At 70.5% G+C, this 14,933-nt stretch carries 13 protein-coding genes; 11 read left to right on the forward strand and 2 right to left on the reverse strand.

What is annotated here, in order from left to right:
- The first annotated feature begins 41 nt into the window (after positions 1–41).
- The 5 genes from O7623_RS12120 to O7623_RS12140 are packed head-to-tail and all read left to right on the forward strand — an operon-like array spanning position 42 to position 4,324.
- Positions 42–1,262, forward strand: a complete 1,221-nt coding sequence (locus tag O7623_RS12120) for a CaiB/BaiF CoA-transferase family protein (protein WP_282228709.1) — start codon at positions 42–44, stop codon at positions 1,260–1,262.
- Positions 1,247–2,086, forward strand: coding sequence for a citryl-CoA lyase (locus O7623_RS12125; RefSeq protein ID WP_282228710.1), 840 nt, complete (start codon positions 1,247–1,249; stop codon positions 2,084–2,086). The genes O7623_RS12120 and O7623_RS12125 overlap by 16 nt, the downstream gene beginning before the upstream one ends.
- A gap of 38 nt (positions 2,087–2,124) precedes the next feature.
- Complete coding sequence (locus O7623_RS12130) at positions 2,125–2,988, forward strand: extradiol ring-cleavage dioxygenase (RefSeq protein ID WP_282228711.1); 864 nt, start codon at positions 2,125–2,127, stop codon at positions 2,986–2,988.
- Positions 2,985–3,347 (forward strand): hypothetical protein, encoded by a 363-nt coding sequence (locus tag O7623_RS12135; protein WP_282228712.1) that lies wholly within the window; start codon positions 2,985–2,987, stop codon positions 3,345–3,347. The genes O7623_RS12130 and O7623_RS12135 overlap by 4 nt, the downstream gene beginning before the upstream one ends.
- Complete coding sequence (locus O7623_RS12140; RefSeq protein ID WP_282228713.1) at positions 3,347–4,324, forward strand: zinc-binding dehydrogenase; 978 nt, start codon at positions 3,347–3,349, stop codon at positions 4,322–4,324. The genes O7623_RS12135 and O7623_RS12140 overlap by 1 nt, the downstream gene beginning before the upstream one ends.
- 59 nt (positions 4,325–4,383) lie before the next feature.
- On the opposite strand, the gene O7623_RS12145 is transcribed toward O7623_RS12140, so the two are convergent.
- Complete coding sequence (locus tag O7623_RS12145) at positions 4,384–5,274, reverse strand: maleylpyruvate isomerase family mycothiol-dependent enzyme (protein WP_282228714.1); 891 nt, start codon at positions 5,272–5,274, stop codon at positions 4,384–4,386.
- A 128-nt stretch (positions 5,275–5,402) separates the two neighbouring features.
- Positions 5,403–6,746 (reverse strand): APC family permease, encoded by a 1,344-nt coding sequence (locus O7623_RS12150; protein WP_282228715.1) that lies wholly within the window; start codon positions 6,744–6,746, stop codon positions 5,403–5,405.
- 70 nt (positions 6,747–6,816) lie between these two features.
- Between O7623_RS12150 and O7623_RS12155 the strand changes: the two genes are divergently transcribed.
- The 6 genes from O7623_RS12155 (at position 6,817) to O7623_RS12180 (ending at position 14,910) form a co-directional block, all read left to right on the forward strand.
- Complete coding sequence (locus O7623_RS12155; protein WP_282228716.1) at positions 6,817–7,788, forward strand: helix-turn-helix domain-containing protein; 972 nt, start codon at positions 6,817–6,819, stop codon at positions 7,786–7,788.
- Between the two features lie 835 nt (positions 7,789–8,623).
- Positions 8,624–9,763: a Glu/Leu/Phe/Val dehydrogenase dimerization domain-containing protein gene (locus O7623_RS12160; protein ID WP_282228717.1), complete on the forward strand. Its 1,140-nt coding sequence runs from the start codon at positions 8,624–8,626 to the stop codon at positions 9,761–9,763.
- Positions 9,763–10,770 (forward strand): D-2-hydroxyacid dehydrogenase, encoded by a 1,008-nt coding sequence (locus O7623_RS12165; RefSeq protein ID WP_282228718.1) that lies wholly within the window; start codon positions 9,763–9,765, stop codon positions 10,768–10,770. Before O7623_RS12160 ends, O7623_RS12165 begins: the two co-directional genes overlap by 1 nt.
- Before the next feature lie 4 nt (positions 10,771–10,774).
- Entirely contained in the window at positions 10,775–11,920 is a 1,146-nt protein-coding gene (locus O7623_RS12170) for a sulfotransferase (RefSeq protein WP_282228719.1), read from the forward strand.
- 78 nt (positions 11,921–11,998) lie between these two features.
- Positions 11,999–13,204: an ABC transporter substrate-binding protein gene (locus tag O7623_RS12175; RefSeq protein ID WP_282228720.1), complete on the forward strand. Its 1,206-nt coding sequence runs from the start codon at positions 11,999–12,001 to the stop codon at positions 13,202–13,204.
- On the forward strand, positions 13,201–14,910 hold the full coding sequence (locus tag O7623_RS12180) for a thiamine pyrophosphate-dependent enzyme (protein WP_282228721.1): 1,710 nt from the start codon (positions 13,201–13,203) through the stop codon (positions 14,908–14,910). The genes O7623_RS12175 and O7623_RS12180 overlap by 4 nt, the downstream gene beginning before the upstream one ends.
- The last annotated feature ends 23 nt before the right edge of the window (positions 14,911–14,933 follow it).

The raw sequence follows: 14,933 nt of genomic DNA on the forward strand, positions 1-14,933 counted from the left end.
GCTGCATGGCCGTATGGGGTCACGAGGGAGGCGACCAGAAGATGGCCGAGCGACATCCACCGGCGGCCGAGGCGGCGACGACGCACCCGTCAGCGGCCAAGGCGGCGGCGACGCGACCAGCCGGTGGCACCGGGCCGCTGCACGGGCTGCTGGTCGCCGACTTCTCCCGGATCCTCGCCGGCCCGTACGCCACGATGCTGCTCGCCGATCTCGGTGCCGAAGTGATCAAGGTCGAGGGGCCCGGCGGCGACGACACCCGCACCTGGATGCCGCCGACCCGCGACGGCGTCTCCACGTACTACCTGGGCATCAACCGCAACAAACGGTCCATCGCGCTGGACCTGAAAGATCCCGACGACCTCGACATCGCCCGTCGGCTCGCCGACCGCGCCGACGTGCTGATCGAAAACTTCAAGCCCGGCGGGCTGCGCCGCTTCGGCCTCGACTACGACAGCGTCGCCGGCCGCAACGCCAAGGTCATCTACGCGTCGATCAGCGGCTTCGGCACCGGTGCCGGCGCCGCCTACCCCGGCTACGACCTGATGGTGCAGGCCGTCTCCGGCCTGATGAGCCTCACCGGCGACGCCGACGGGTCGCCGTACCGGGCCGGGATCAGCGTCTTCGACGTCATGTCCGGGCTACACGCCAGCATCGGCATCCTCGCCGCCCTGCACCACCGCGACACCACCGGCCAGGGTCAGCACGTCGAGGTCAACCTGCTGTCCTCGGCGCTGTCCGGGCTGGTCAACCACAGCAGCGGGTACGTCGCCGGCGGCGTCGTGCCGTTGCGGATGGGCAACGCCCACCCGAGCCTGTTCCCGTACGAGCCGCTGCCGGTCGCCGACGGCGAGCTCATCGTCATCGCCGGCAACGACGGACAGTTCCGCAAACTGTGCGAGGTGCTCGGCGTACCGGAACTGGTCGACGACCCCCGGTTCGGCCGCAACCAGGACCGCACCGCCAACCGCGAGGCGCTGCGCCCGCTGCTGGTCGAGCAGCTCATGAAGCGCACCCGCGACGAGTGGTTCGAGGTCCTGCTCGCCGCCGGGGTGCCGTGCGCACCGATCAACACCATCGACGGCGGGGTGGCGCTCGCGCAACGACTCGGCCTCGACCCGGTGGTCACCGTCGGCGACGGCGACACCGCCGTACCCGGCATCCGGCACCCGATCACTTTGTCGCAGACTCCGGCGCGCTACGACGCGCCACCGCCCGCACTCGACGAACACGGTGAGGAGATCCGCGCGTGGCTGACGAGCTGAACGACCAGGGCCAGCACCAGCGGCCGGCCGGTGACAAGCAGCTGGATTTCCCGACCTCGATCGGCACCTCCGACCGGACCACGATCCGGCTGCTCGGCCAGGACCTCGCCGAGGACCTGATGGGCAAGGTCGGCTTCGGTGAGCTGGCGTACTGGCTGGTCGCCGGCCGCCGACCCACCCCCGGGCAGGTACGGGTCCTCGAAACGGTGCTGGTGGCGCTGGCCGACCACGGCTTCACCCCGACGGCGATCGCCGCCCGGCTGACGTACCTCAGCGCCCCCGAGTCGCTGCAGGGCGCCATCGCCGCCGGTCTGCTCGGCGGCGGCTCCCGCTTCCTCGGCGTCACCGAGGACTGCGGCCGGTTCCTCGCCGACGTCCTCGCCGGCCTCGACACTTACCCCGACGACGACGCCGGCTGGGACGAGGTCGCCCTGGCGGCGGTACGCGACGCCCGCGCCGCCAAGCGGCTGCTGCCCGGCCTCGGCCACCCGGTGCACAAGGACGTCGACCCGCGTACCCCGGTGTTGATCCGCATCGCGGACGCCGAGGGTCTGCGCGGACCGCACCTGCGGCTGTTCGAAGCGATCGGCCGGGTCCACCCGCAGGTCCTCGGCCGCACCCTGCCGCTCAACGGTGCCGGGGTGTGCGGTGCCGCGCTGGCCGACCTGGACCTGCCGGTCGACCTGCTGCGCGGCTTCGCCCTGCTGGCCCGCACCGCCGGTCTGCTCGGCCACCTCGCCGAGGAGCGCCGCGACCCGCTCGGCATGGAGATCTACCGCACCGTCGACCGCAACGCCCGCTACGTCCCCCCGACCGACAGCTGATCCCCCGTCACCGTCACCCCCTTCTGGAAGGAGCGGCCATGGCCAGCATCGTCGCGGTCATCGCCTCCACACACCACCCGTTCTACTACCGGGCCACCACCGCCACCGGCTCCGACCGGCCACCCTTCGCCGACGAGTGGCAACGCAAGATCCTCGCCTTCCGGGAGACCCTCACCAAGGCCAACCCGGACGTGCTGGTGATGGTCGGCTCCGACCACTTCCATCAGCTGTGGCTGGACAACATGCCGCAGTTCCTGGTCGGCAAGGCACCGTTCTACGACGCCAACTGGTACAACGAGGAACGCGAGTTCGGCCTGCCCCGGATGCTGCTCAAAGGTCAGGAGGACCTGTCGGCGCACCTGCTACGGGCCGGCCTGGACGCCGGTTTCGACCTGGCGTTCAGCAACGAGCTGCGGATCGACCACAGCATCACCTGCCCGATCATCACCCTGCGGCCCGAGGCCGACCTGCCGATCGTGCCCATCTACACCAACATCTTCGCCCCGCCGCTGCCGCAGCCGAAACGCTTCGTGCAGCTCGGCGAGGCGATCCGGGACATCGTCGAGTCGTGGCCGAGTCACCTGCGGGTGGCGATCATCGGCACCGGGCACCTGTCGCTGGAGCTGGGCGGGCCGCGCCAGTTCGGCCCGCACGGCCCGGACCCTGAGTTCGACCAGCGGGCGGTGGAGTGGATCGCCAACGGTGACCTGGACGGCTGTCTCGCCGAAGTCACCCTGGACAGCCTGCACTCCCCCGGCAACGCCACCCACGGCTTCATGGACTTCATGCTGATGATGGGAGTCGCCGGAGCCGGAGCCAAGGCGCACCACGTCGACACCCTCGACCTGTTCCACACCATGGAGGCCTACTTCACCTGGTACCCGAACGGAGCGCCGGCATGAGCAAGTACCTTGTGGACAAGTTCCTCTACACCGTCGACCGGGACCCGGAGCTCGTCGAGCGCTACCGGTCCGAGCCACGGGAATTCGTCACCTGGTGGGAGGCGGAGCGGGCGAACTCCGTACTGAACTGCCACACCGGCGAGGCGAGCACCTGGCTGCGCTTCACCGACGACGAACGGGACGCGCTGGCCGCCCACGACCATGTCCGGCTGTTCGAGCTGGGCGCGCACCCGTTCCTGACGTTGACCCTGTTCATCGCCATGTTCGAACGCGACCACGACGAGCCGTTGGCCTACCAGAAGCAGTACGGGCTACGGCTGGCCCACTTCGCGTTGCCGTACCCGGACATCGCCACCTGATGTCCGCGTCCCAGTCGATGACCGCCGCCGTACTCACCGGGTACGGCGAACCACCGGTCGTCCAGCGGCGGCCCCGGCCGACGCCGACCGCCGGGCAGGTGCTGGTCCGGGTGAGCGCCGCGCCGATCACCCCGCTGGACCTGCTCTGCGCCTCCGGCAGCTCCTACCTGGGCGCGCCGGCCCTGCCGTACGTGCCCGGCGTACAGGGCGTCGGCACCCTCGCCGACGGCTCCGGCGTGTGGTTCCCGACCCGCGCCGGGATGGCACCGGGCGACGGCGGCCTCGCCGGGTACGCCGCCGTCGCCGTCGCCGACCTGGTGCCGCTGCCCGACGGGGTGGACCACCGGCTGATCGCGGCGCTCGGCTACTCGGCGATCGCCGCCTGGTCGGCGCTGACCCTGCGGGGTGGGCTGCGCGCCGGGGAGGACGTACTGGTCCTCGGGGCCAGCGGCACCGTCGGGCAGGCCGGGGTGCAACTCGCCCGGCTGGTCGGCGCCCGGCGGGTGATCGCCGCCGCCCGGTCGAGCGCCGCCGCCGAGCGGCTGCGCGCGTTGGGTGCCGACGCGGTGGTGCCGCTGCGCGCCGACGACGACGTACCCGGTCTGGCCGACCGGCTGCGGAAAGCCGCTGGCGGCCCGCTCGACCTGGTCCTCGACCCGCTGTTCGGGGTGCCGGCGGCGGCCGCGCTGCGGGTGCTGCGCCCCGGTGGCCGGCTGGTCAACCTCGGCGGCTCGGCCGGGGCGACCGCCCCGTTCGAGTCGGCCACGCTGCGCGGCGGCGCGCTGCGCGTACTCGGCTACAGCAACAACGAGCTGACCGCGCAGCAGCGGGCGGCGGCGCTGGCCGCGATCGCCGGGCACGCGCACGCCGGCCGGTTGACCGTCGACCACCAGGTACGACCACTCGACGACGTGGCCGCCGCCTGGCAGGCCCAGGCCGACGGGTCGGCCGGCGCCCGGATCGTCATCACCCCGTAGTGGTGCCGTACGTCGTCAGATAGCAGTGCCGTGCGTCGTCAGCCGGTGGTGCCGTGTCGTCAGGCGGCGGCTTCGTCCACCGGGGAGGTGAAGAAGGTGGCCAGGTGGGTCAGGGCGGTCCGCGCCTGATCGGGTACGACATCGAGCACAGCCGCCGAGCCGCGCCCGGCCAGTGCGTCGGTCACCTCGGCGGCGGGCGGGCCGGGCTCCGGCAACGACGACGACGCTGACGGTGAGGTGACGGTGAGCGTCACCGCTCCGTCGGTGTCCAGCTCGAAGACGCCACCCCCGGTGCCGCCGAGCGCGAGACGATGGCGCACCTGGTCGCCGAACATCCGCGCGACAGCCGCAGCGATGAGCAGCCCGTACGCCGCCGCGTAGCCGGTCGCGCCGGTGTCGACTGACCCGGTCCCGGCCGGCTGTGCGGTGACGGTCGGGCGGTCGACACCGAGGGCCAGGAAGATGTCCCGTTCGTGCAGCCACGAGTCCCACAGGACGTGCAGCACCAGCACCGTCCAGTCCATCGGCCCGAACGGTAGGGCGACGTCGAACCGTTCGTCACGGGCCAGCCGACCCCGGGCCACGGCGACGACCTCGTCCGTCGTCGCGGCGAGCCGGTCGACGGTGGCGGCGGGCGGCTCGCCGGCCGATGCCGTGAGCCACAGGTTCGGGGTGATCCGCGGGTCGAACCCGGCCGCCATGTCGAGGGTGCGGTCACCAGGGTCGGCGGCGATCGCGCGGGTCACGTCACACAGGTGCCGGACGGTGTCGTGCGCGGACCAGCCGGGGCAGCGGGTCGGCGCGGACCACTCCTGCGGCCCGAACCCCTGCAGGTCCTCGAGGAGCAGTCGCCGTTGGTCGGCGAAGACGTCGAGCAGACGTTCCGGATCCAGATCGCACCCGTCAACGGTTCTGAGCAGCAGTGTGCGCGGGGGACTGTGCCAGGTCATCGACCATCCTCAAGTCGAGAATGCGACTAGAATAGTCTTTCCGTATATACGGTGACAATCAAGTGGTACACCCGCCCACACCGGACAGCTCCGATTCGGACCTTGCTACCTCACTGCGTCGCACCTTGCTACCTCACGGCGTCGTCCGGGACGGAACGTCGGTCATCGCCGCGGGGGTGCCGACGTGCGGCGGCGGAGCTGAGATACAGGTAGAACAGACAAGCGGCGGCCAGCCCGAGTGGCCACAGCAGGTAACGTCCGGTCGTGGCGAGCAGGGCTGCGGCGGCGATCACCGAGATGAGCGCGGACACCCAGCCGGCGCTGCGTCGCGGCAGCAGTCGCACAGCGGCGGCGGCACCGAGGACGTACACGGTCATGAACGCACCTGTGGTCAGCAGCACGAGCGGCTCCGGATCGGCGTCGCCGAGCAGCGTCACCCCGGCAAGCGCGGCTCCGGCGATCGCCGCCACGACTCCGACGCTGCGTAGCGGCACCTCGCCGGAGGCAGCGCCGGGTGCCAGCCAGCGGGGCATGGCTGCGTCGCGGCCCAGGGCAGCGCCGAGTTTGGCCGCACCTGCCTGGTAGGTGTTCATCACGCCGAGAGTCAGCAGTACGGCGACCGCAGCGGCTATCACCCGGCTCGGCCCTCCGACCCCGATCGCCAGCAGGTCGGCCAACGGCGCGTTGGACTCCCCTGCGGCGGCCCCGAGCACGAGGATGCTGGCTGCGGCGACGGCGAGATAGAGCACACCGACGATGGCCACGGCCGATCCGGTGGTACGCGGAATGTCCCGGGCCGGTCGCCGGAAATCCGCCGACAGGTGCGTCATCGCCTCCCAGCCGGAGAAGCTCCAGACCAGCAGCGCGGCAGCGGTCGCCACCGCCGACCAGCCGTAGGGCGCGAACGGTTGCAGATTGTCCCACCGAGCGTGTGGCAGCGAGGTGATCGCGGCCGCCAGCAGCAACGTCGCGAGCACCCCCGCGAGCAGCAGCGCGAGCCGGCCGGAGACGCGCAGCCCGAAGGCGTTCGCGATCGTTACGGTAGCGATCAACAGCGCCGCCGTCCCGACGACGGTCGCGGTGCCGCCGCCGGTGGCGCTGGCCACGTAGGCCCCGCCGAAGAGCGCGGCGGCGGCCATCGCGGGCGGTACGGTCAGGTAGAAACACCAGCCGACCAGCGCTGCCAGGCGATGTCCGAATGCGCGCCGGACGTAGGTCGAGACACCGCCGGAGTCCGGGTACCGGGAACCGAGCGCGGCGAAGGTGGCGGCGAGCGGGATGGACATCAGCACCATGCCCAGCCAGGCCAGCAACGATGCCGGACCTGCGGCCCGGGCGGCCAGAGCCGGCAGGGCGATCGCCCCGGTGCCGAGTACGGCGCCGACGTAGAGCGCCGTGCCCTGGACGAACGTCACCTGCCCGCCGGACGGCCTGACCGGGGTGGGCTTGACGTCCTGCGCACTATCGACCACGAGGCGAGAGTGGCAGGTGGACGGAGCCGGCGACAGCATGAGTAGTGCCAGATGCCGCTAAGTTTCTGCCATGGCCCATGTCGTAGCCGTGGCTGTCACGGATGAGATGCCGATCTTCGAACTCGCCGTACCCTGCGAGGTCTTCGGCATCGACCGGTCCGACCTGGTGGATCCCTGGTACGAGCTGCGGTTGTGCGCGGCGGTTCCGGGCCGGCTCCGGGGGCCCGGTGGGATGGGGCTGGAGGTGCCCTGGTCGCTGAGCGAGTTGGAGCGGGCCGACACCGTCATCGTCCCGGCGTGTGCCCGCCGTACCCAGCTGGAGCCGCCGGCGGAGCTACTCGCCAGCCTTCGGCGGGCGCACGAGCGAGGTGCCCGGATGGTAGCGATCTGCACCGGCGCGTACCTGTTCGCGGCGGCGGGGCTGCTCGACGGCCGGCGCGCCACGACACATTGGATGAACCTGACCGACTTCGCCCACCAGTGGCCGAAGGTGAACGTGGACGGCGGCGTCCTCTTCGTCGACGAGGGGGACGTTCTCACGTCCGCCGGCACCGGTGCCGCCATCGACATCTGCCTGCATCTGGTCACCCTCGACCACGGCACGACGGTGGCACGGGACCTGGCCCGGCGGATGGTGGTGCCGCCGCACCGGGACGGTTCCCAGGCGCAGTTCGTGCAGCCACCGGTACGGGTGCCGGCCGGCACCGAGCTGGGCCCGGTGCTGGACTGGGTTCGTGAGCACCTCGACGAGCCGCTGACCGTGCCGGACCTGGCCCGGCGGGCGAACATGAGCCCGCGGACGTTCGCCCGCCGGTTCGTCGAGATCACCGGGATCAGCCCGCTGCGATGGCTGGTGCAGCAGCGGGTCCGACTCGCTCAGGAGCTGCTCGAGACGACCGAGGAGCCGATCGAGTGGGTCGCCCGCCGAGTGGGTTTCGGGTCCGCCGCCACGCTACGGATGCACTTCCAGCGGGCCGTGGCGGTACCGCCGCAGACATACCGGCACGTCTTCCGGGGGCAGCGACGGCCACCCCGGCAGTGACCGCCGGTGCCCAACCTTCCCCATCGGACCGATCAAGATCATCAAAAACTACTGCACGTAGCAACAGGTTGCACTAAGTAACAAACTCGTCATCATCGGCAATCTCCCGGCCACAGTCACGGGGACGCCGGACGACCGGCGACCGAACCGTGCCCCACGGCCCGGCGGGATCAGTACCGCCACCCCGTGACCCGACCGACGGGCCGCGCCGCGCGGGCGGTGACGGCGGCCGCCACCCACCCGGTGCCTGCATGAATCCCACCGCGACGAAGCTGCCACGCAGGCGATCCATCACCACCGTCGACGACCCCATCGCATCCAATCGGACAATACCTCGGCGATGCCCCCAGTTTCCCCAAAACCGCTGGACAGAAGCGGCGATTGAATAGCTCGACAAACGATCGATTCGGGAAACGATAACCCGTTAATCATATAGAACTTCGAGGAGATCGCGCGAACACGATGCGTGATTCGCCACCCGAGATAATCGTTCAAATCGGAACAAAAAGGGCGTTTGATGTTGCTTGCACGGGTGTCAGTTACATGCTTCAATCGTCGCCACAGGCGGAGCGAGCTATCAAACTTAGGTCGCCACGGGAGGTCTGCAAAGGAACCTGACCAGCTGAAGCTGGGTGTCGGACTGCACGTCCGAAAACGATAGGAATTCGATTTCTTCAGCCAAGTCGGCTGCCATATCACGCTGCAGCGGTCCCATCCCCGGGATCGCTCGGATAGTCGTGCCTCACGACCTTAACGCAATTTTCGGCATGCCACAAGAACGGGTCACATCAACGCGCAACCACGGGTACGAACGTCGTCGAATGGGGAGGATCCCATGGGGATGCAGATGCGTATTCAGGTCACCGATCCGGAGACGGACTTCCGAGGCTTCGTCGTCATCGACGACATGGTCGACAACCGGGCGATGGGTGGCACCCGAATGACGGCCGACGTCGACATCGAGGAAGTCAGCGCACTCGCCGAAGCGATGACCTCCAAACTCGCCCTGGCCGGCCTGTCGATCGGCGGGGCCAAGGCCGGTATCGCCTGCGGACTCCCGCCCGGACCACAACGCGACCGGCAACTGACCGCATTCGGCAAGGCCGTCGCCCCGTTGCTGCACAGCGGCATCTACCTGGGATGCGACCAGGGGGTTTCCTACCGGGACCGCGACCTGTTCTTCGAGGCCGCCGCCTTCGACCTGCGTCGCGACGGCAAGGTGGAACTCCCTTGCTCGTGGAGCGAACTGTGGCGCCACTGCCATGAGGTGACCGGCTTCGGAGTGTGCGAGGCGACCGTCGAGGCCGCCGAAAGAATCGGTCTGGACGCCACCAGCGGCACCGTTTCCATCCAGGGTTTCGGCACCGTGGGTCGGGCCGTGGCGAGCGGACTCGCCGCTCGTGGATTTCGTATCGTCGCGGTCGCCGACCGCTATGGCACGATCATCAACCCGGACGGACTCCCGGTGCAGGAACTCATATCCGTCACCGATGAGTCCGGGACCATCGACCGGAGCCGGTTGCCCGACGGACAACTGCTGGACTCAGCCGCCGAGGCATGGCTGGACGTCGCCGCGGACGTCCTTGTCCTCGCCGCCAACCGCGACGCGGTCACCCGGCACAACGTCGACCGGGTCACCGCCGCGATCATCGTCGAGGGTGGCAACCTGACCTGCTCCGACGAGGCATGTGAGGAGCTCGCCAGGCGGGGTGTGCCGGTGCTGCCGGGGATCGTGGCCAACTGCGGTGCGGCGGCCGTGACCGGCCTGTTGCTGCTCGGCGCCGCGCCCCACGACCTCGGACTCGACGAACTCGTCGACTGGCTGTTCCGCGAGGTCTCGGCCCGCATCCGGGACAACGTCCGGGAACTGCTGGCGCGCTCCACTGGCGACCCGCGACCACTGACGCGCATCGCCGCGGAGATCGCCGCGCAGCGGCTGGCCACCCGCCGCGAGCGGGAACTGGTCAGTGCCTGATGCCGCAGCACCCCCGCACCGGTCCGCGAATCTGTGTCTACCACCCGACAATCGGTCCACGGCTACGTGCCAGCCTCGCCGCGCGCCATCCGGACCTGCCGGTCGAGCTGGTGACCGACGTCGACTCCGATCCCCCGGACGGTGACAGCATCGAAGTGCTGGTCGCCAACACCTTCCCCGCCGGCCTGCTCGGCAGGTGCCGCCGGCTGCGCTGGCTGCACCTGACCGGTACCGGCACCGACCACGTACCGGCCGGCGCGCCGTCACCGACGCTCCAGGTGTCGTCGTCGGCCAGGGTGCCGGCGACGGCCGTCGCGGAGTTCGCCTGGATGGGGCTGCTGGCGCTGGCCAAGGACGCCGTACGGCTGGTCGACCAGCATCGGCGGCAGCAATGGCGGCTGCCCGACGCGCTGCTGGTCACCGGGTCGCGGATGGTGCTCGTCGGACTCGGCCGGATCGGCACCGAGATCGCGACCCGGGCGCCGGCGTTCGGGGTGAGCGTCACCGCCGTCACCCGTACTCCCCGCTCCTGTCCCGGCACCGATCAGGTGCTGCCCCTGCATCAGATCGCCGATGCGGCCGACGGCGCCGACCATCTCGTCATCGCGATGCCGCACACCCCGCAGACACGGCACCTCGTGAACGGCACCGTGCTGGACCGCCTGCCGGCGCACGCGAGCGTGATCAACGTCGGCCGGGCCCAGGTGCTCGACACCGCCGGCCTGGTCAGCCGGCTGAGGGCGGGCCGGCTACGAGCGGCACTGCTCGACGTCCACGACAGCGAACCCCTTGCCGCGCGGTCCGAGCTGTGGAGCGTCCCCAACCTCTGGATCACCCCACACGGCGCGTACCGGTTCCCGCAGGAGGAAGAACGGATCGCCGACGTGCTGCTCGACAACCTCGACGATTTCCTGGCCGGGCGTCCGCTGCGGGACCGGGTGGACGTCGTCGGGGCCGCATCGTCCGACCAGGCACGGCGACCCGCCGCTGCCGTCCCCGGAAGGTGACGCCATGGTGACCACGACGGAACTGGCCACGGAGGCGATCGTGGCGGACGCCGCCGCGCGCACCGGCGTCGGGCCGGAGTCGTTCCAGTTCCTGGCCAACCTGGACCGGCTCGCGTCGAGCCTGTCCAGTGAGGCCCGGCTGACTCCGTCGGGCCGTCGGGCAGTGGCCGGCGCGCTGAGTGCAGCCCTGGTGGTGCAGGCGAGGCTGGCACAGCTGATCGAGCGGCATCCGGAGATCACCGGATGGCCGGTACCGCGGCCGGTGTTCGTCACCGGGCTGCTTCGTACCGGCACCACACTCGTGCACAATCTGCTGGCTCACCATCCGGGCCTACGGGTCCCGGCGCTGTGGGAGTTGATGAACCCGGCGGAGGACCGTGGCGACACCGAGCGGCACCGCCGGCTGGCCGACGAGGCGCAGGACTACGTCGACGAGTACAACCGGATCGCCCCGGATCTGCGGCACATCCACTACCTCGACGCGCGACGGCCGGACGAGTGCCACCGGCTGCTCGGCAACACCTTCGCCAGCATGGTCTACGAGATGCGCTACCGGATCCCCAGCTACAGCGGGTGGCTGCGGGAGCGTGACCTGACCGAGGAGTACCGCTACCACCGCCGGCAACTCCAGGCGCTGCTCTGGCGCGAGGCCGACGGCCCGGTGGTGCTGAAATGCCCGTTCCATCTGTGGTCGGTCGCCGAACTCGTCGCTGTCTACCCGGACGCACGGATCATCCAGCTGCACCGCGACCCGGCACGGACCGTGCCGTCGACGTGCAGTCTCTGCGTGGCCGTCCGGGAGGCGCGCAGCGACCAGGTCGACCGGCACGAGATCGGCCGGCAGTGGTTGGACCGCATCGGCCAGGTCATCGGTGGGGTGACCGCAGCCCGGGAGCTGGTCCCGTCCGGGCAACTGCTCGACGTCCGCTACGCCGATCTGGTCGCGGATCCGATCGGCACCGTCGGCAGGATCTGCGACTTCATCGGCGTGCCGCTGACCGGGCCGGCCGAGTCCGCGATGCGCACCTACCTACGCGAGAACTCGCAGACCAAGCACGGCGTCCACCGGTACCGGCCGGAGGACTTCGGACTCGACGGCGCCGACCTGAACCGCCGGTTCGCCCGGTACCGCCAGACCTTCGACTGCTGACGTCCACACCGGACGACCGCACCACCGCACCTCGACACCGCACCTCGACACCGTCATCGACACCGTCAGGAGACAACCATGTCAACCGGGACACCCGAGTCGCGGGCACGTGACCTGATCAGCTCCGTCAATGCCCAGGCAGGCCCGGACGCGTCGCCGCTGGGCATCCTGACCCCGCTCACCGGGCCCGGCGATCCGGTAGCCGGCGAGTTGATCGTCCGGGGTGCCAGCCTGGGGGCCACGTACCTGCGTGAGTCCGGCATCGCCGACCTCCGGTTCGTGGTGCAGAACGACCAGGCCAGCGCGGCGGACGAGGGGATGCAACGGTCGGCCGTCGCCGGCCTGGCCAAGCTCGCCGTCGTCGACGACGTGCTCGCGGTGGTCGGCCAGTGGCATCTGCGCACCGCCGAACACGTCACCCGCACCGCGGAGCTGCTCGGCGTACCGATCTTCGTGGAGAACGGGCACAACACGATCACCGCGCGGCACCGGCGGACCCTGTTCCGGACCTACTTCAGCATCGCCGACCGGGTCCCCATGATCATCGACTTTCTGGCCGAGCAGAAGCTGCTCCGCCTCGGGATCATCGCGCCGAACACGGTCTTCGGCTCGATGATGGCCGACACCGTCGAGCAGGCCGCTGCCGCCGCCGAGGGCTTCAGCACCGTACGGTTCGACTTCGACCAGGAGTCGACCACGGAGGTCTACGACGAGCTCCGCAAGATCAAGGACTTCGAACCGGATGTGCTGATCAACTGCGGAGTCGTCCGGACGAACTACATGGTGATCAACCAGGCCACCGAGATCGGGCTGCTGCCCGGTACGCAACTGCTCGTGATGTTCCCGTTCCCGATGCGCTCGGACGACTACTGGCGGCTCGCCGGTGAGGCCGGGAACCTGGTCATCTGGCCGGCGACGACGTACCGACCGTCGTGGCCCGGGCTCACCCCGATCGGCCGATGGTTCACCGACCGCTACTCGGCAAGTTTCGGTTCGTTCCCGCCGGACAACGCGCTGAACGCGTTCACCGACGTGACGGTCATCGGGCAGGCGTTGGCGGCGGCCGGTGTGCCGGACCGGGAGGCGCTGCTCACCACGCTCGAAGCCGGCACCTTCGACACCTGGCGCGGTCCGGTCAGCTTCGACCGCGGGGCCGAGCACTGGCACCACAGCCCGCCCGAGTTCATGCTCATGCAGTACCAGGCGTACGGACAGAGCTTCGACGACGCCGCAGTGATCCATCCGGCGGCGACGCGGACCGCGACGTACCTGGCGCCACGATGAGTACGGCGACGAGTACGGCGGCGGCCCCGCCCGGGTCGCCGCCGCAGAAGCGGCGTTCGGAGACACCCGCGACCGCGGCGGAGGCCCTCGTCGCCACGCTGCTCGCCCACGGCGTGGACCGGATCTTCTGCGTCGCTGGCGAGAGCTATCTCGACGTATTGGACGTCCTGCACGACACGCCTCAGATCGACGTGGTCACCAGCCGGCACGAAGGGTCAGCCGGCTTCGCCGCCCTGGCCGACGCGAAACTCACCCGGCGCGCCGGCGTGGTCCTGGTCAACCGGGGGCCGGGCGCGACCAACGCGGCCATCGCCCTGCACTCCGCCCAGCAGGACGCCACCCCGTTGCTACTCGTCGTCGGCCACGTACGTCACAGCGAGATCGGCCGGGGCGGCTTTCAGGAGATGAACTACGAACTCACCTTCGGCGACGTCGCCAAAGGGGTGTGGACGGTGACCGACGCTCGTCGTGTCGCCGAGACCGTACGGCGGGCGCTGCGACTGGCCGAGGCGGGCGCGCCGGGCCCGGTCGTCGTGGTGGTCCCGGAGGACCTGCTCGGTCAGGCCACCACCGCCCAGCCCGCCGCGCCGGTCCCCGCCGCCAGCCCCGGCTACCTGCCCGACGACGTGCTGCGGTGCGCCGCGCTGCTGTCGCAGGCCAGGTCGCCCCTGCTGGTGGTGGGCGACCGGCTCGGCGACGACGAAGGCCGCGAGGCGATCCGGTACGCCGCGCAGCGGCTGCGGCTGCCGGTCGTGACCGCCAACAAGCGGCAGGACCTGGTCGACAACGACCACAGCGGGTACGTGGGACACCTGCACCTGGGCACTGACGCCGCTCGCTGGGAGCTGTTCGACGAAGCCGACCTGGTGCTGGCGATCGGCACCCGGCTCGACGCGATCACCAGCAGATCGTTCAACTGGCCCGATCCGGCCCGCAGCCGGCTGGTGCACGTCTATCCCGATCCGGCCTGGCTGGGCCGGGTGCACCGGCCCGACCTGCCGGTCCTGGCCGACCCGGGCACCTTCCTCACCGCGCTGACCGACGCCTGCGAGGCGGATCCGGGCCGCTGGTCCGATTGGACCAGCCGACTACGGGCACGACAGGTGGAGTCGACGCGGTGGCACCCGGTGGACGCCCCGGACGGCGTGCCGTTCGGGGCCGTCGTGGCCGCGATCGACGCGGCGTTCGACGACGCCGTGTTCACTGTGGATGCCGGCAACTTCAGCACCTGGGTGCACCGGTACCTGCGGACCACCGGTCGCCGTCGGCTGCTCGGCATGTCCGGTGGCGCGATGGGGTTCGGCGTACCGGGAGGGGTGGCCGCCGCGCTGCGCGAACCGCACCGCCGGGTCGTCGCGTTCGTCGGCGACGGCGGTTTCCTGATGACCGGCACCGAGCTGGCGACGGCCGTCGCACGGCGGTCGCGGCTGATCGTGGTCGTCGCCGACAACGGCTCGTACGGCACCATCCGGCAGCACCAGGAGCGGGCGTACCCCGGCCGCCGGGTCGCCACCGACCTGGCCAACCCGGATTTCGCCGCGATGGCGTGGGCCTTCGGGGCGACCGGTCTTTCCGTGCGTTGCGTCGAGGACGTCGAACAGGCCGTGCCGGTCGCCGTCGACTGCGACGGCCCGGTCGTCGTGCACGTGCGCACCAGCCTGGAGTGGATCTCGGCCTACCAGAAGCTGCCCGGCGTCGAACGGTAGCCGGGCCGCACAGCGACCGAACA

Origin of the sequence: Solwaraspora sp. WMMD791 (assembly GCF_029581195.1) — a bacterium.
GTDB lineage: Bacteria > Actinomycetota > Actinomycetes > Mycobacteriales > Micromonosporaceae > Micromonospora_E.